This is a genomic window from Desulforamulus reducens MI-1, assembly GCF_000016165.1.
Lineage (GTDB): Bacteria > Bacillota > Desulfotomaculia > Desulfotomaculales > Desulfotomaculaceae > Desulfotomaculum > Desulfotomaculum reducens.
In genome coordinates this window covers 2,742,592-2,760,386 of record NC_009253.1, presented here as the reverse complement: position 1 = coordinate 2,760,386, position 17,795 = coordinate 2,742,592, and the positions used below count along the sequence as shown (strand labels likewise).

The window sequence follows — 17,795 nt, the reverse complement described above, 5'->3', positions numbered from 1 at the left end:
CAGCAGTAAGAGAGGAAGTTCAAAATGTTAAAAGAAATTGTTATTAATGTTCAAGAAGAGGAAACACGGGTTGCCGTACTGGAAGACCGGGTGTTGATGGAAGTGTACATAGAGCGTTCTCACAACCAACGTCTGGTAGGCAACATTTTTAAAGGAAAAGTAGAAAACGTTCTACCCGGTATGCAGGCTGCCTTTGTTGATATTGGTTTAGAAAAAAATGCTTTTCTTTATGTAGAAGATGCCCAGCCATCCAGGAACCCTGAAGCAGCCAATCAATCAGGCTATCCCGTAAATATTGCTGATATTTTAAAACAGGGTCAAGAAATTATTGTTCAAATTGTTAAGGAACCTATTGGTACCAAGGGGCCCAGGGTAACTACCCATATAACCTTGCCAGGCAGGTACTTAGTCCTCATGCCCACCGTTGACTACATTGGTATTTCCCGTCGTATTGAGACAGAAAAAGAACGGGAGAGGTTAAAGGAGTTAGCCAACAGAGTAAAGCCCGAGGGGATGGGGGTCATTGTTAGAACGGTGGCTGAAGGGGTGGATGAAGAGGAGTTTTTGCAAGATATTATTTTGCTGACAAAACTTTGGCGAAGAATTCAGAACTGTGCAGCCAACTGTTCTGCACCTAACCTATTGCATCGAGACGTGGAATTGGTGCAAAGGATGTTACGAGACGTTTTTAGTGAAGATGTTGATCGTTTAACGGTGGATTCTCGTAGTGAGTATGAGAAGACTCTGGAAATCCTAGATATGATTGATTCCCGCTTAAAGCTGAAGGTTTTTTTGGATGAGCGTGAAAATATTTTTGAGGACTATGGAATATCCACTGAAATGGAAAAGGCACTTAAAAGGAAAGTATGGTTAAAATGTGGTGCCTACTTAGTAATAGATCAAGCCGAGGCCCTGACGGCCATTGATGTAAATACAGGGAAGTTCGTAGGCAGTACCACCCTAGAAGATACTGTGCTAAAAACTAATCTAGATGCTGCTGTAGAAATTGCCCGTCAACTTCGTTTGAGAAATATTGGTGGTATTATCATTGTTGATTTTATCGATATGGTTGAAGAAGAACACCGGAGTCAAGTATTAAGCACCCTAGAAGAGGAAATAAAAAAAGACAAAACAAAAACCAATATTTTAGGAATCACACAACTGGGTTTAGTGGAAATGACCCGAAAAAAGGTGCGTCCATCTCTGGCAGAAGTGGTTCAAAAATCTTGCCCCTATTGTGAAGGTCGAGGTAAGGTGCTATCTGAAGAAACCGTTGGCATTAAGCTAAAGAACCAGATTTATCAATTGGCGCGCCAAACACTGGCTGATACCATTTTAGTTGAGGCGAACCCCGTTGTGGCTGCTAGAATCATTGGGGCTGGTGGGGCCAACCTACGGGAATTGGAGCAGAAAACTGGCAAGAATCTTTATATTCGAGGTTCTGCCACTCATCACCTTGAACAAGTCACTATCAAGCCTCTTTCAGACCAAGAAGAAATCTACTCTCAAACGGTCCCTGTAAAGGCTGGTGAAATTATTGAGGTCAAAGTGGAAGAACCCCACATATCCAATCCCAGTGACGGTATCGCTCGCCTAGATGGTTTTATTATTGATGTGGATGGGGGAGGGGCCCTGGTGGGAGAACTGGTCTCAGTGGAGGTAATCAAGGTGCACCGGACCTATGCAAAGGCACGTTTGGTTTGATATCCATGAAGACTGGAAGACAGAATGACATTTTGAACTAAATATAGGCTTATAAACTGTAGAGGTGAGAGGCGAGAAGTGAGATTTTCTAACCTCTCACCTCCCACTTCTCACTTCACTTTTAGTTAGTGGAAACCCTTACACCGAGGGATTAGATTGACAAATATCACAAATGTGATAGAATATAGACTTGTAGGTGTATTCTAACCTACATACCGCACAGCAAAGGTGCTAAACCCTTTAGGGTACCTTCATGGCGAGTCCTAAAAGATGGGGAGGTGTAGGTATGTACGCAGTAGTAGTTACTGGTGGCAAACAGTACAAGGTTCAGGAAGGTGACACCCTGTACATTGAGAAGCTGAATGCTGATGCTGGCGAAAAAGTTGAATTAACTGATGTTCTGCTGGTGGAAAAGGATGGCCAACTAACAGTTGGTGCTCCTAAAGTGGATGGTGCTAAAGTAGTTCTCAACGTAGTTCGCCATGGCAAGGGCCAAAAAATTATTGTATTCAAGTACAAACCTAAGAAAAATTACCGCCGTAAGAAAGGTCATCGTCAACCTTTCACTCAGGTGGTTGTTGAAAAGATTGAAGCTTAATTATTTCATATTTGAACCCCGATAGGAGGTGGGATCTATGGCTCATAAGAAAGGTGTGGGTAGTTCCCGGAACGGTCGTGACTCCGAATCTAAACGGCTTGGGGTAAAAGAAGGCGACGGTAAATTCGTTTCCGCTGGTAGCATTCTGGTAAGACAGCGTGGTACCAAGATTTACCCTGGTGACAACGTTGGTCGCGGTGGCGATGACACCCTGTTTGCAAAAGTAGACGGTATTGTTAAATTTGAGCGTAAGGGCAGGGACAAGAAACAAGTAAGTATTGTCGTGCCGGAAGTTGTAGCTCAGTAAATTTTCCGAAATAAACAAAAAGCCAGCCTGGAACAGGCTGGTTTTTTAATATTTAGCAATGAAGGAAAATAAATCCAGATTGTCGAACTTCTTTTGGAGATAAACTCCGAAAGGAAGTATGAAAGTGGATATTAAAAACCTGCTGGAAGTTATTCAGGTACAAAGACATGATTTCTTAAATCATTTACAGGTTATTTCAGGCTTACTTCAGTTGAATAAAGGGGAAAGGGTACGGGATTATATAAATCAGGTTTGTGTAGAATACGAGAATTTAAGTAAAATTACCCGGATCAAATCCCCAGAAGTTAAGGCTGTTTTGCTGGTTGCCAGCAACGAAGCAAGTAAATGCCAAATTAATTTTCAATTTGATATAACGACTAATCTAGCATCGCTGGATGTTCCAGGAGAGGCGGTAGCTTCTGCTCTTAGCCGTTGCATAAAGCATGCTTTAAAGTTTCTAACACCACCGGAAGTAACTGATCGAAGGATGCGGTTAACGATCAGTGAGGGAGAAAAAAAGATTACAATCAAACTTGGCTTTCCGGGAGTCCCTGCTGAAGTTGTGAAAGATGCCCAGGAGCAAATGAGCCTTTCTGAAGCGTTGGCAGCTTACAACAGCAACTCTAAAATGGCTGTAACAGAAAAAGAAGCAGAAATCTATATGATATTTCCAAAGAAATAGGCTTAGGAAAATTAAGGCGGTAAATAATAGTATTGGGTGATGAATAACAATGTTTTATGATAGGGCAAAAATTTACGTCAAGGGTGGAGACGGTGGCAATGGTTGTATCGCCATGCGTCGTGAAAAATATGTACCCTTTGGCGGCCCATGGGGCGGAGATGGCGGCCACGGTGGGGATGTAACCTTTATAGCCGACGAAGGACTGAATACACTACAGGATTTCCGTTACAAGAAGCACTTTAAGGCAGAGCGTGGCGGTCACGGAATGGGTAAAAATATGAATGGCCCGGCAGGCGAGGATTTACTGGTTAAAGTCCCCACAGGTACCGTGGTTCGTGAAGCTGAAACAGGTAGACTAATTGCAGATCTGCTGGAAAATGGGCAGCAGGTTGTTATTGCTAAAGGGGGCCGAGGCGGTCGGGGTAATGTCCATTTTGCTTCAAGTAGCAACAAAGCACCTCGTATTGCAGAAAAAGGTGAGCCAGGGGAAGAATTGTGGTTAGAGTTGGAGTTAAAAGTTATTGCGGATGTTGGTCTCATTGGTTTTCCCAATGCCGGTAAGTCCACCTTTATTTCTATGGTCTCCGCTGCTAAACCGAAAATTGCTGATTACCCCTTTACTACTCTGGTTCCCAATTTGGGAGTTGTGTCAGCCGGAGAAGAAGGAAGTTTCGTGTTGGCAGATATACCAGGCTTAGTTGAGGGTGCTTCCCAGGGGGTTGGCCTTGGGCATGAATTTTTACGTCATACCGAGCGCACTCGGTTGTTGATTCACGTGGTGGATACCGCTGGCACCGAGGGGCGGGACCCCGTGGAAGATATTAAAATTATTAATCGCGAATTAGAACTCTATGATCCACGGTTGTCAACAAGACCCCAAATTATTGCGGCTAATAAAATGGATATTATCCCTCTGGCAGAGGAAAATTTAGCACGTCTTAGAGAAGAGTTTGGAGAGCAATTCGAAATTTATCCCATATCCGCTGCCACCAACCAGGGATTGGATAAAGTTATCCATCGGGTGGCTGAACTATTGGCACAATTACCCAAAATCGAGCCAGAACAACCCGAAGAGGATGTAATGTTTGAACCAGAAGAAAGGTTTAACATTAAGAGGGATATCGACGGTAACTGGCGTGTCACCGGCAAAGAAATTGAGCGTCATGTGGCCATGACCTATCTGGAAGAAGATCAGTCACTTGAACGGTTGCAAAGAATTATGAAAATGATGGGATTAGAGAATGGGCTTGTTGAGGCTGGAGTTAAAGTAGGCGATATTGTTCGAATTGGAGACTGGGAATTTGAATGGTCTGAATAACCATGCCTCTAACATAGAAATTGTATTACCTGAACTGATTGAGGCAGTATTTGTGGAAAGAGTAAATCGTTTTGTAGGGATGGTTCAAGTGGCGGGGCATATTTGCCCCGCCCATGTTCCAAGTTCCGGAAGAATGCGAGAATTACTTTTTCCCGGCAATATTGTTTATATATCCCCCATGCCCAAGGGAAGAAAAACACAATATCGTATTCATTTGGCTAAATACGATGATATAATGGTTTCAGTGGATTCCTTACTTCCAAACAGATTAATGTACAAGGTTTTGTCTGAAGGGGCTATCAGTCACTTTGCTATGTATGAAGAGGTAAAAAAGGAAGTAGGTTACGGTGAAAGTCGCTTTGATATTTATCTTAAGGGAGAAGCAGGCCGTTGCTTTATTGAAGTAAAATCGGTAACTCTGGTGGACGAAGGGGTTGCGAAGTTTCCAGATGCTCCATCGGAACGGGGTTCCAAGCACCTTTCCGAACTAACTAGAGCTGTGGGTGAAGGGTACCGATCCGCGGTTATTTTTATCATCCAAAGGGACGATGCAAGGAGCTTTTCGCCCAATAGTATCACTGATCCGGTTTTTAGCCAAACACTTTCCCAAGCAATTGAAGCAGGAGTTGAAATATATGCTTTAGCCTGTGATGTGTCGCTGAATACAGTTAGGCTTAAGAAATATATTCCTGTTCAGTTATAGAGAAAAGCAAAGGGGGATTTTCATGAAAGAAGATGTTAAGTTTAACGACCACCTAAGGGAACTATTAGAACAGCTTCCGAAAGGTGCATTTTTAACGGTGAAGGATGACCAAGATAGGGTCAATACCATGACCATTGGTTGGGGTACTTTAGGCTTCATGTGGCAAAAGCCGGTTTTTATGGTTATGGTCCGTCCTTCCCGGTATACTTATCAGTTGATCGAGAATGCCAAAGATTTTACAGTTAGTATTCCCCTTAACAAGGACCTTAAAAAGGCTTTAGCTGCATGTGGTACAAAATCTGGACGTGATATAGACAAGTTCAAAGAATGCAATCTTACCCCCGAACAAGGAAAGGTTGTAAATAGCCCCATCATTGGAGAATGTGATCTACACTATGAGTGCAAACTTGTTTATCAACAGGTTATGGAACCAGCCCTAGTGGATCCCAGTATCAAGAAATTGGCTTATGCCAAAGGGGACTACCATGTCATGTACTATGGTGAAATTGTAGCCAGCTATGTAAAGGAATAGTTTGGGAAATACGAGTTTTCGAAAGTATATCCTAAAGAAGTATTATGTTAATTATGAGGTCTTTTATATTAAATAAAGATAACATTAAACGTCTGGCAACCCAAAGTAAGGGATGCCAGACGTTTCTTTATACAGGAAGTATTGTTCACATAAAAAAGTGTAAAGAATTGAAGCCAAGAAAACTTGGTTAGTTATGCCCTATAGGCGTGCCATACCCTAAAAATGAGTTGGATTAATGTTTTGGTGATTGTAAGAATTATTTTGCAGAAATTCCAGCATTTCCTGGACATCAGCTAAAAGTTGGGCCTTATCTCGGTTCAGAACCCCCTTAAGTGGGAGTAGGTTTGAAATATGGTTACATCGAAAAATGCAAGGCTGTTGTACATTTATATTTTCCAGCATTTCTTTTAACTCCAACAACGTTTCTCTGGTTGTTAAAGGGAGGAAATCTCCACGATCCACGGCATCCTTTAACGGTGTCCCGTCAAAAAGAGCTAAAGTCAGGACTCCCAACATGGTAGGGCCAATGGCGTTAATCACACGGGCTGTATTTAAAGCATGACTGTTGGTATATTGTTGGCCTCCCAACCCCAGGATGACCATGGCAGAAAGTTTGATACCCGCTTCCAGTACTCTTTGACCAGCTGCGATCATCTCGTTGGCTGTAACCCCTTTATTAATGTCGCTTAACACCTGATCATCGCCGCTTTCTATTCCTAGATAAATAATTTGCAACCCGGCCCTTTGAAGTGCTTTCAATTCATCGGGTTTTTTATGCAATATATCCTTCGGTGCGCCATAACAGGTAATCCGTGTAAGCATGGGAAATGCCACATGGAGTTTTTTCATGATGGCCAGCAATTTGTCCGTATTTAAGACCAAAGCATTACCGTCTGCTAAAAAAACTCGCCTTAAACCAGGATAGAAAGAAGCCATTTGTTGGATCTCACATTCCACTTCATCCAGTGACCGGACACGAAAACGAATGTTACGATACATAGAACAAAAAGTACATTTATTATGAGAACAGCCTTCAGTAACACGCAGGATAAAACTTTTCGCCTCACTGGGCGGACGGTAAATAACATGTTGAGAGTTGCCAGACAATTTTATCACTCTCCCTAATAATTAAAGTGTAATATTTATATAATAGTACCATAGTTTTACTTTACATAGGGTTATTGCATACTTATTGTATGTATTATTGTATAAGGAGCGGCTAGGAACGTTCATGGCATAGCCGGTTGACAGCCAAGGCAGTTATTTTATTTATTAATGGTCACTTATGCCACCCCTAAACAAAGTAGAAAATATAATGTATAAATTAATACTTGCAACATAATAATAAATGTGATAACATAACAAATGTCGCCGAAAGGTGATGAAATAAATTACCACTTGCTTAAAAGCAACAAAAGTGGTACACTTAAAAAGTTGCAAAAACGACGACCTGGTCTTTGAAAACTAAACAGAGATGATGGATGCAAAAAAGGTCAAGTCAAAAGTCATCGTAAAGATGAAACTATGAATGACCACAAAAAACATCCTCGTCAAGCGTTAAAAAACGCTAGCGAGTAAATCAAGGATAAAAAAAGAGCCAAAACTCTTTAAGATATTGCACACCCTAAAGGGTGCGAGAAATATTTTACGGAGAGTTTGATCCTGGCTCAGGACGAACGCTGGCGGCGTGCTTAACACATGCAAGTCGAACGGTCTTCGAGGTTCGACATTCGAGGTTCGAATTTTGAGTTCGAGTAAAGCTTAAGGGTCATTTAAAAGACCCCAAAGAAATGCTTGGATCGAATCACGAATTTCGAACGTCGAACTTCGAAGATAGTGGCGAACGGGTGAGTAACGCGTGGATAACCTGCCTGATAGACCGGGATAACAGCTGGAAACGGCTGCTAATACCGGATACGCTTGCGGAGTCGCATGGCTCTGTAAGGAAAGCTATCGTGCTATCAGATGGATCCGCGTCCCATTAGCTAGTTGGTGGTGTAACGGACCACCAAGGCGACGATGGGTAGCCGGCCTGAGAGGGCGAACGGCCACACTGGGACTGAGACACGGCCCAGACTCCTACGGGAGGCAGCAGTGGGGAATCTTCCGCAATGGGCGAAAGCCTGACGGAGCAACGCCGCGTGAGGGAAGAAGGCCTTCGGGTTGTAAACCTCTGTTTTCAGGGAAGAACAAATGACGGTACCTGAAGAGTAAGCTCCGGCTAACTACGTGCCAGCAGCCGCGGTAATACGTAGGGAGCGAGCGTTGTCCGGATTTACTGGGCGTAAAGGGCGCGTAGGTGGTGCATTAAGTTAGAGGTGAAAGTTCGGGGCTCAACCCCGTGATTGCCTCTGATACTGGTGGACTTGAGTGCAGGAGAGGGGAGCAGAATTCCCAGTGTAGCGGTGAAATGCGTAGATATTGGGAGGAATACCAGTGGCGAAGGCGGCTCTCTGGACTGTAACTGACACTGAGGCGCGAAAGCGTGGGGAGCGAACAGGATTAGATACCCTGGTAGTCCACGCCGTAAACGATGAGTGCTAGGTGTTGCGGGTATCGACCCCTGCAGTGCCGCAGTAAACACAATAAGCACTCCGCCTGGGGAGTACGGTCGCAAGACTGAAACTCAAAGGAATTGACGGGGGCCCGCACAAGCGGTGGAGTATGTGGTTTAATTCGACGCAACGCGAAGAACCTTACCAGGGCTTGACATCCTACGAAACTCATAGAGATATGAGCCTTATCCTTCGGGATAACGTAGAGACAGGTGGTGCATGGTTGTCGTCAGCTCGTGTCGTGAGATGTTGGGTTAAGTCCCGCAACGAGCGCAACCCCTAACATTAGTTGCCAGCACGTAAAGGTGGGAACTCTAATGTGACTGCCGTTGACAAAACGGAGGAAGGTGGGGATGACGTCAAATCATCATGCCCCTTATGTCCTGGGCTACACACGTACTACAATGGCCGGTACAGACGGAAGCGAAGCCGTGAGGTGGAGCAAACCTGAGAAAGCCGGTCCCAGTTCGGATTGTAGTCTGCAACTCGACTACATGAAGTCGGAATCGCTAGTAATCGCAGGTCAGCATACTGCGGTGAATACGTTCCCGGGCCTTGTACACACCGCCCGTCACACCACGAAAGTTGACAACACCCGAAGCCGGTGAGCTAACCGCAAGGAGGCAACCGTCGAAGGTGGGGCCGATGATTGGGGTGAAGTCGTAACAAGGTAGCCGTATCGGAAGGTGCGGCTGGATCACCTCCTTTCTAAGGAGAAATTAGCGAAAGCTAATTATCTAAGGTCGGTCATTCATCATCAACCTGTTTAGTTTTGAGAGACTAAAACAACCATAAATTACTGGTTGTTTTTCAAACTCTCATGCTTTAGAATCATAAAACCAACGTTCTTTGAAAACTGAACAGCGAAACAAGTAAAGCGTCGACAAAAAACAATTTCAGTAGGTTACCAAAAGTAACCGAGCCGAAAAGCAAGATTGGTCAAGAAAGAAAGGGCATACGGTGGATGCCTAGGCGCTAAGGGCCGAAGAAGGGCGCGGTAAGCTGCGAAAAGCCACGAGGAGCCGCAAGCAGGCATTGATTCGTGGGTACCCGAATGGGGCAACCCGGCGGAGCAAACCTCCGTCACCCTATGCTGAATCCATAGGCATAGAGGAGGGCACCCGGGGAACTGAAACATCTAAGTACCCGGAGGAAGAGAAAGAAACATCGAACCCCCAAGTAGCGGCGAGCGAAAAGGGGCGAGCCTAAACCAGAATTCTTCGGAAATCTGGGGTTGCGGGACCCTCATCACGTGATAACTAGACCTAGTCGAAGACACCTGGAAAGGTGCTGCACAGAAGGTAAAACACCTGTAGACGAAAGGTTGAACATTACAGAGGAAATCCCAAGTACCGCGGGACACGAGAAACCCCGTGGGAATCAGGGGGGACCACCCCCCAAGGCTAAATACCCATAGCGACCGATAGTGAACCAGTACCGTGAGGGAAAGGTGAAAAGCACCCCGGGAGGGGAGTGAAAAAGAACCTGAAACCGTATGCCTACAAACTGTCGGAGCACTATTCGAGGTTCGATATTCGAGATTCGAAATTCGAATGCATGTCATATCTTACGGGTCAAGTAAAAAAGACCCTAAAGGAATGCGTGTATCGAACCACGAACTTCGAACATCGAACTTCGAAGTGTGACGGCGTACTTTTTGTAGAACGGACCGGCGAGTTACATCTAACGTGCAGGTTAAGGCAGGAAAGCCGGAGCCAAAGCGAAAGCGAGTCTTAAAAGGGCGAGAGTGTACGTTGGAGTAGACCCGAAACCTGGTGATCTACCCATGTCCAGAGTGAAGCTTTAGTAAAATAAAGTGGAGGCTCGAACCGACCTTCGTTGAAAAGGAGGCGGATGAGGTGTGGGTAGGGGTGAAATGCCAATCGAACCAGGAGATAGCTGGTTCTCCCCGAAATAGCTTTAGGGCTAGCCTCGGTGGATGAATAACGGAGGTAGAGCACTGAATGGGCTAGGGGCCTTCACGGGTTACCGAACCCAATCAAACTCCGAATGCCGTTATTTTAGAAACCGGGAGTCAGACTGCGGGTGCTAAGATTCGTAGTCAAAAGGGAAACAGCCCAGACCAACAGCTAAGGTCCCAAAGATATACTAAGTGGAAAAGGATGTGGGGTTGCTAAGACAACCAGGATGTTGGCTTAGAAGCAGCCACCATTTAAAGAGTGCGTAATAGCTCACTGGTCAAGTGACCCTGCGCCGAAAATGTAACGGGGCTAAGTATATCACCGAAGCTTTGGATTCTCGAGGTTCGATATTCGAGATTCGATGTTCGAAAGGAAAACTCACATGATAAAAGATTATCATGATCTTGAAGTGTACAAGAGGGGATATAAACTGGCTCTTCAAATACACAAAACAACAAAGGGTTTTCCGCAGCATGAGTTGTATGAGATAGGGAGCCAAATAAGACGTGCGGCCGTATCAATACCGCTTAATATAGCCGAAGGATACGGTAGAAAGAACTATGTAGATGATTTTAAGAGGTTCTTAATAAATGCACTTGGATCCTGTAATGAGGTTGCAGTTTTACTAGATATGATCAAAGACCTTGGATATATATCAGATCAGTATGAAGGTTTTAAAGAGGAATACGATTATCTAGGAAGGCAACTAAACAAACTGATACAAACTTGGAAATAATCGAATTTCGAAATTCGAATATCGAACTTCGAGAATGGTAGGGGAGCGTTCTTACCACATTGAAGCAGTACCGAAAGGAGCTGTGGAGAGGTAAGAAGTGAGAATGCCGGTATGAGTAAGCGAAAAGGCAGGTGAGAATCCTGCCCGCCGAAAACCTAAGGATTTCTGGGGAAGGTTCGTCCGCCCAGAGTAAGTCGGGACCTAAGCCGAGGCCGCAAGGCGTAGGCGATGGACAATCGGTTGAAAATCCGATACCACCAAAAACCGTATGAGGATGGAGTGACGCAGGAGGGTAAGTTAAGCCAGCGGTTGGAAAAGCTGGTCCAAGCCCGTAGGGTGTAAGATAGGCAAATCCGTCTTACATAAAACCTGAGAGGTGACGGGGAGCGAAAACAAGTAGCGAAGTAACTGATCCCAAACTGCCAAGAAAAGCTTCTAACGAGGTTAGTTGGTGCCCGTACCGCAAACCGACACAGGTAGGTGGGGTGAGAATCCTAAGGCGCGCGAGAGAACCCTCGTTAAGGAACTCGGCAAAATGACCCCGTAACTTCGGGAGAAGGGGTGCCTCGGTATCGTGAAAATTGTACGATTGGAGCGAGAAAAGGCCGCAGAGAAAAGGTCCAAGCGACTGTTTACCAAAAACACAGGTCCCTGCTAAAGCGAAAGCTGACGTATAGGGGCTGACGCCTGCCCGGTGCTGGAAGGTTAAGGGGAAATGTTAAGGAAACTGAAGCATAGAACCGAAGCCCCAGTAAACGGCGGCCGTAACTATAACGGTCCTAAGGTAGCGAAATTCCTTGTCGGGTAAGTTCCGACCCGCACGAAAGGCGTAACGATTTGGACACTGTCTCAACGAGGGGCTCGGTGAAATTGTAATGACGGTGAAGATGCCGTCTACCTGCGACAGGACAGAAAGACCCCGTGGAGCTTTACTGTAGCTTGACATTGGGTTTTGGTATTTGATGTACAGGATAGGTGGGAGACTTAGAAGCTTGCACGCCAGTGTAGGTGGAGTCAGCGTTGGGATACCACCCTTTAGATATTGAAATTCTAACTAAATTCCATGAAGCTGGAATGAGGACAGTGTCAGGTGGGCAGTTTGACTGGGGCGGTCGCCTCCCAAAAGGTAACGGAGGCGCCCAAAGGTTCCCTCAGTGCGGAAGGAAATCGCACGTTAGAGTGTAAAGGCAAAAGGGAGCTTGACAGCGAGACCAACAAGTCGAGCTGGTACGAAAGTAGGGCTTAGTGATCCGGCGGTTCTGAGTGGAAGGGCCGTCGCTCAACGGATAAAAGCTACCCCGGGGATAACAGGCTTATCTCCCCCAAGAGTCCACATCGACGGGGAGGTTTGGCACCTCGATGTCGGCTCATCGCATCCTGGGGCTGAAGTAGGTCCCAAGGGTTGGGCTGTTCGCCCATTAAAGCGGTACGTGAGCTGGGTTCAGAACGTCGTGAGACAGTTCGGTCCCTATCCGTCGCAGGCGCAGGAAACTTGAGAAGAGCTGTCCCTAGTACGAGAGGACCGGGATGGACGGACCGCTGGTGTACCAGCTATCGTGCCAACGGTAGTGCTGGGTAACTAAGTCCGGAAGGGATAAGTGCTGAAAGCATCTAAGCACGAAGCCTCCTTCAAGATGAGGTTTCCCACCTTCTCGAAGTTCGAGTTTCGACATTCGATGTTCGAATTTGGGTAAGAATTTTGGGTTGTTAAAAATAAAGACCCAAAAGAAATACTTAGATCGAACTTCGAACCACGAATTTCGAACTTCGAGAAGGGTAAGATCCCATGAAGACTACATGGTAGATAGGCCGGGAGTGTAAGAGCAGCAATGTTTTCAGCTGACCGGTACTAATAGATCGAGTTCTTGACCAAAAACAAGCCTTAGGCCATGTGCCATGAGCCGTGAGCTAAGGTTGAAAATATATGACGCAATACTAAATAGCTGTTCAGTTTTGAGAGAACATAAATTGTTTGCTCAAAGGAAAAGCCAAAAAGCTCATGGCACATGGCCCACAGTCCATGGCTGACCTAAAAGTAATACCCAATAGCATAAAGTTTCTGGTGGCGATACCGGAGGGGGTACACCTGTTCCCATCCCGAACACAGCAGTTAAGCCCTCCAGGGCCGATGGTACTTGGAGCTCACGCTCCTGGGAGAGTAGGTCGTCGCCAGAGTAATTTTAATAACCCTACAGTTGTTACAACTGTAGGGTTATTTTATATATTTTTATCAAAAATCTAAAACTTTTTCATTTATCTTAGGCATCTATTTAGTGTATACATAAAAAAGATACGTATCTATATCTTAAGGGAGAGGCTTAGGAGGATGAATAAAAACATCTTAGAAAAACAAATAGCAGAGTATGTTATCAAACATAAAGAGAATCACTATAGGCTAGCCTTTAGTTATGTGAAAAATTCTGAAAATGCCTTGGATAAGGAGTTTCAACTGCAGTTAAGTCAGCATGATTTAATTGGCACAGGAACAACAGGTAGTTTAATAAAAGAAAAGGTAGGTCTGGATGTAACGTGTTATATGTCCGGTCCTTTGGGTGGTGATCAACAAATCGGCGGCAAAATAGCCCAGGGTGAAGTTGGGTTAGTCATATTTCTGCGAGATCCATTGACTCCCCAACCCCATGAACCTGATATTAATGCGTTAAGCCGTATTTGTAATGTCCATAATATACCCATTGCTACCAATATCAGTACAGCCAAAGTATTGTTGAATAATTTAAACAAGTAGTGACTGCAAGATGTAAAAATATACATTTAAAAAAGGTTTCTTAACAAACCCTGTCATCCACCGATGGCGGGGTTTTTATTTTTCGGCAATATCAAAAGTATAAAAAGTTTTGAATTACCCATGATAGTTATAGAGATTGGGCAAGGAATAGGTAGGTTGAAAAATGTCTACCCTAAATTAACCATAACTTAGAACTAGGCTATTTAAGGAGGACAGGTCTGTGACAACACCGGGAATATTGGTAGTTGGCAGTATTAATATGGATCTTGTCAGTTATTCTGAAAGAATTCCCTCAGTGGGGGAAACCGTTTTAGGAAATAGTTTTAACACCGTTCCTGGCGGCAAGGGTGCTAATCAGGCGGTGGCAGCAGCCAGACTAGGGGCCAAGGTTGTTATGTTGGGTGCGGTTGGCAAGGATCAATACGGAGATTGTCTTTTAGATTCTTTAAAGGAAGATCATATTGATACCAGTGGGATAAAGAGGGTACCGACTAGCACCGGAGTAGCTTTAATCAATGTGGATCAAAGGGGCAATAACCAGATTGTGGTGGTTCCTGGAGCTAATTTTGAAATAACTGAAGCAGATTTGTCAGAATGGGAGCAAAACTTTGTCACGACAGATGTAGTTGTACTGCAGTTAGAGATTCCCATAAAAACCATTGATAAGGCTATTATGTTGAGTGTAAAGCATGGCAAACCAATTATTTTGAATCCTGCCCCGGCCCAGCCTTTACCCAAAGAATGGTTTAGTTACGTTGATTACCTCGTGCCCAATGAGCATGAAGCAATTCTGCTGGGTGGCTCGCCGGATAATGACTATGTAACTTTAAGAAAGGAGGTAAAGAACAGTTTAATTGTAACCAGAGGAGAAAAAGGGGTAACCATAGCCTCTAAGACAGAGATGGTTAATGTACCGGCCTATCGTGTTCAAACAGTGGATACCACTGCAGCGGGGGATGCCTTTATTGGGGGATTTAGTGTAGCTCTGGCGGAACGGAAGGGCGTTAAAGAAGCCGTCAAGTTTGCCAGTGCAGTGGCAGCTTTATCAGTAGGAAAAGAAGGAGCCCAAACCTCTCTGCCATACCGCCAGGAAGTTGAAAATTTTATAGGGGGACACCAGTTATGAAGAAACAAGGAGTATTACACCGGGATTTAGCTGCCTTAATTGCCAGCCTAGGGCATAGGGATGCCATTGTGGTTGCAGATAGTGGTTTACCAGTACCTCCAGGAGTTAACTGCATTGACCTGGCTGTGACTAAGGGGATACCACCCTTGTTGCCTGTGCTACAGGTTATTCTTTACGAAATGGTAGTTGAGAGAGTAGTAATAGCTGATGAATTACAGGTTAATCAGTCTTTGGTAAAGTCCATTGCTGATGAAGTAACACCAGTTTCATTAGAGGTAGTCTCACACGAACAGTTAAAAAGTCTAAGTCAGAGGGCACGGGCCGTTATACGTACCGGTGAGTGGACACCCTATGCCAATGTAATACTTTATTCTGGGGTGGCATTTTAAAGGGGGGCATATCTTGCAGTTACTGGAAATGAAGGATATTACCAAAGATTTTCCAGGAGCCAAAGTCTTAAATGGTGTACATCTAACGGTTAATAAAAAAGAGATACATGCCCTATTAGGGGAGAATGGTGCTGGTAAGTCAACCCTTATGAAGATTCTTACTGGAATTTACACCATGAATAGTGGTGCCATATTTTATGAGGGTAAACAAACCCAGATTAAGGGTTCCAAGCAAGCGGAGGAATTGGGAATCGTCATGATTCACCAGGAATTTAATCTGGTACCCCACCTGAGTATTGCAGAGAATATTTTTTTAGGCGGCGAAGGCCCCTATGCCAGAATGGGTATAATCAATTGGTCTGTTTTGATTGAAGCAGCCCGTAAGTTTACCGAACAAGTAGGCTTGAAAGTTCACCCCAAGACCCCTGTAGCCCAATTAAGTGTAGGGGAGAAGCAACTGGTTGAGATTGCTAAAGCTCTATCCAGAAAAGCAAAGCTATTAATCATGGATGAACCCACAGCAGCCTTAACAGAGAAAGAAAAGGCAAAGCTATTTAAAATTATGGAAAACTTGGTGGAGCAGGGGGTATCCATCGTTTATATCTCCCACCGGATGGAGGAATTATTTCAAATCTGTCACCGGGTAACTGTGATGCGGGATGGGAACTATATTGATACTCTAAAAATTACTGAGACATCCATTGATGAGTTGGTGGCTCTAATGGTTGGAAGAGAAGTCAGTGAACGCTTCCCTAAAACCATTAGCAAACCCGGTCAGGTAATCCTAAAGGTACATAATTTTAAAAATAAAGCATTAGATGATGTAAGCATTGAGCTTAAGGCCGGGGAAGTTGTTGGGATTGGAGGATTAATGGGGGCCGGGCGAACAGAATTGGCCAGGGCCATTTTCGGTTTAGACCCTGTACAGGGAAGTGTTTCAATTATGGGACAGGAAGGAGTAATATTTCAAGGCTGTTTTAAACACCCCGCGGAAGCCATTAAACACGGTCTTGCACTGGTTACTGAAGATCGGAAAGATGAAGGACTAATCCTTCCCTTTAGTGTACAGGGGAACCTAGCCCTACCAACCTTGCATGCACGTTCCCGACTGGGGATCATCGACAGAGTCAAGGAATCGGAAATGACCCGAAAATATATTAGTATTTTGAAGATTAAGGTTTCGGGTCCGGGACAACCAGTGAAAAGTCTCAGTGGTGGTAACCAGCAAAAAGTAGTCTTTGGCAAATGGCTGGAGACAAAACCAAAAATTTTAATCTTAGATGAGCCCACCAGGGGTGTAGATGTAGGTGCAAAGGTGGAAATTTATGAATTAATGAACCGCCTTACAACCCAGGGATTGGGAATTTTATTGATTTCTTCAGACTTACAGGAACTTATGGGGATGAGTGATCGGGTTTACGTAATGTATGAAGGAAGAGTAACTGGGCACTTTACTCGGGATGAGATAACAGAAGAAGCATTTATGTACTGTGCCACAGGAGGTGTGCAATGGGAAGCCCAAGGAACATAATTCAGCGCTATCACTTAGGGCCATTTCTAGGATTATTAATCATTATCGTAGCCTTAACCTTCTTATCCGACCGATTCTTTACCACATCAAATCTATTGAATGTAGCTAGGCAGGTGTCCATTAATACCCTGTTGGGTGTGGGCATGACCTTTGTAATACTAACTGGTGGAATTGACCTTTCGGTAGGATCCATCTTGGCTTTAGCCGGTGCCTTGGGGGCAGGTTTTTTGGGACAAGGAAACACTACCTTAATGGTTGTGTTGTATGCCTGTTTGATTGGTCTACTGGCAGGAACTGTAAATGGAACCATCGTGGCCTATGGGAGGGTGGCACCCTTTATTGCAACCTTGGCAACCATGACATTATTTAGGGGTGCCACCCTCATTTATACCGAAGGAAGACCCGTGCGTGCTGTGGCCGAAGGCTTTAATGAACTAGGGGGAGGGTATTTAGGAGCCATACCAACACCCGTCATTATTACCAGTGTTATTGTACTTCTGGCCTGGTTTGTATTAACCCAGATGACTCCCGGCAGAAGAATCTTTGCCCTGGGGGGAAACGAAGAGGCAGCTATTCTAAGTGGTATACGAACCAACCACTATAAAATTATGGTTTACTCTATTAGTGGTTTATTGGCCGGGTTGGCGGGAGTTATTTTATCTTCCAGATTGTTGTCTGCCCAGCCCACCGCAGGCATAGGCTACGAGTTAGATGCCATTGCTGCTGTGGTTATTGGTGGCACCAGCTTAACTGGAGGGCAGGGCGGTGTAATCGGTACTTTAATTGGTGCTTTAATCATTGGAGTGATCGATAATGGTTTAAATCTGCTAAACGTGTCTTCCTTCTACCAGCAAGCTGTCAAAGGTCTTATCATTTTGGTTGCGGTTCTGTTAGACCGACGGAATGCTGTGGGGAGGTGATGGGGTAACGATTCTTTTTACATATT

General features: G+C 44.8%; 13 protein-coding genes, 3 rRNA genes and 1 other annotated feature. Of the genes, 15 read left to right on the top strand and 1 reads right to left on the bottom strand.

What is annotated here, in order from left to right:
- The first annotated feature begins 24 nt into the window (after positions 1-24).
- From DRED_RS13495 to DRED_RS13465, 7 genes are all read left to right on the top strand, one after another.
- The gene (locus DRED_RS13495) at positions 25-1,704 is read left to right on the top strand and encodes an Rne/Rng family ribonuclease (RefSeq protein WP_011878844.1); all 1,680 of its coding nucleotides are present in this window, start codon (positions 25-27) and stop codon (positions 1,702-1,704) included.
- A gap of 202 nt (positions 1,705-1,906) precedes the next feature.
- Positions 1,907-1,978 (top strand) — a sequence feature (ribosomal protein L21 leader region).
- 12 nt (positions 1,979-1,990) lie between these two features.
- Positions 1,991-2,302, top strand: coding sequence for a 50S ribosomal protein L21 (gene rplU / locus DRED_RS13490; RefSeq protein WP_041274625.1), 312 nt, complete (start codon positions 1,991-1,993; stop codon positions 2,300-2,302).
- Between the two features lie 37 nt (positions 2,303-2,339).
- Positions 2,340-2,609 carry a 50S ribosomal protein L27 gene (rpmA, locus tag DRED_RS13485; protein WP_011878842.1) on the top strand — a complete coding sequence of 90 codons (270 nt, stop codon included), beginning with the start codon at positions 2,340-2,342 and terminating at the stop codon, positions 2,607-2,609.
- A gap of 124 nt (positions 2,610-2,733) precedes the next feature.
- The gene (locus DRED_RS13480) at positions 2,734-3,291 is read left to right on the top strand and encodes a Spo0B domain-containing protein (protein WP_011878841.1); all 558 of its coding nucleotides are present in this window, start codon (positions 2,734-2,736) and stop codon (positions 3,289-3,291) included.
- A 49-nt stretch (positions 3,292-3,340) separates the two neighbouring features.
- The gene (gene obgE / locus DRED_RS13475) at positions 3,341-4,609 is read left to right on the top strand and encodes a GTPase ObgE (protein WP_011878840.1); all 1,269 of its coding nucleotides are present in this window, start codon (positions 3,341-3,343) and stop codon (positions 4,607-4,609) included.
- On the top strand, positions 4,593-5,312 hold the full coding sequence (gene sfsA, locus DRED_RS13470; RefSeq protein WP_011878839.1) for a DNA/RNA nuclease SfsA: 720 nt from the start codon (positions 4,593-4,595) through the stop codon (positions 5,310-5,312). The genes obgE and sfsA overlap by 17 nt, the downstream gene beginning before the upstream one ends.
- Positions 5,313-5,334: 22 nt before the next feature.
- A complete protein-coding gene (locus tag DRED_RS13465) occupies positions 5,335-5,844 on the top strand; it encodes a flavin reductase family protein (protein ID WP_011878838.1) in 510 nt (169 codons plus the stop codon).
- A gap of 216 nt (positions 5,845-6,060) precedes the next feature.
- Here the strand turns inward: DRED_RS13465 and DRED_RS13460 are convergent, their stop codons facing one another.
- Positions 6,061-6,960, bottom strand: coding sequence for a radical SAM protein (locus DRED_RS13460; RefSeq protein WP_420794762.1), 900 nt, complete (start codon positions 6,958-6,960; stop codon positions 6,061-6,063).
- Positions 6,961-7,488: 528 nt separating this feature from the next.
- On the opposite strand from DRED_RS13460, the gene DRED_RS13455 reads away from it, so the two are divergent.
- The 8 genes from DRED_RS13455 (at position 7,489) to DRED_RS13420 (ending at position 17,769) form a co-directional block, all read left to right on the top strand.
- Positions 7,489-9,107, top strand: a 16S ribosomal RNA gene (locus DRED_RS13455).
- Positions 9,108-9,336: 229 nt separating this feature from the next.
- Positions 9,337-12,930: ribosomal RNA gene (locus DRED_RS13450) — 23S ribosomal RNA — on the top strand.
- A gap of 185 nt (positions 12,931-13,115) precedes the next feature.
- A 5S ribosomal RNA gene (gene rrf / locus DRED_RS13445) occupies positions 13,116-13,232 on the top strand.
- Together the 16S, 23S and 5S rRNA genes form the textbook arrangement of a ribosomal RNA operon.
- Positions 13,233-13,383: 151 nt before the next feature.
- On the top strand, positions 13,384-13,803 hold the full coding sequence (locus tag DRED_RS13440; RefSeq protein WP_011878835.1) for a methylglyoxal synthase: 420 nt from the start codon (positions 13,384-13,386) through the stop codon (positions 13,801-13,803).
- Positions 13,804-14,023: 220 nt separating this feature from the next.
- On the top strand, positions 14,024-14,929 hold the full coding sequence (rbsK, locus tag DRED_RS13435) for a ribokinase (RefSeq protein WP_011878834.1): 906 nt from the start codon (positions 14,024-14,026) through the stop codon (positions 14,927-14,929).
- Positions 14,926-15,318, top strand: coding sequence for a D-ribose pyranase (gene rbsD, locus DRED_RS13430; protein WP_011878833.1), 393 nt, complete (start codon positions 14,926-14,928; stop codon positions 15,316-15,318). Before rbsK ends, rbsD begins: the two co-directional genes overlap by 4 nt.
- Positions 15,319-15,346: 28 nt before the next feature.
- The gene (locus DRED_RS13425; RefSeq protein WP_420794786.1) at positions 15,347-16,849 is read left to right on the top strand and encodes a sugar ABC transporter ATP-binding protein; all 1,503 of its coding nucleotides are present in this window, start codon (positions 15,347-15,349) and stop codon (positions 16,847-16,849) included.
- Entirely contained in the window at positions 16,828-17,769 is a 942-nt protein-coding gene (locus tag DRED_RS13420) for an ABC transporter permease (RefSeq protein ID WP_011878831.1), read from the top strand. The genes DRED_RS13425 and DRED_RS13420 overlap by 22 nt, the downstream gene beginning before the upstream one ends.
- The last annotated feature ends 26 nt before the right edge of the window (positions 17,770-17,795 follow it).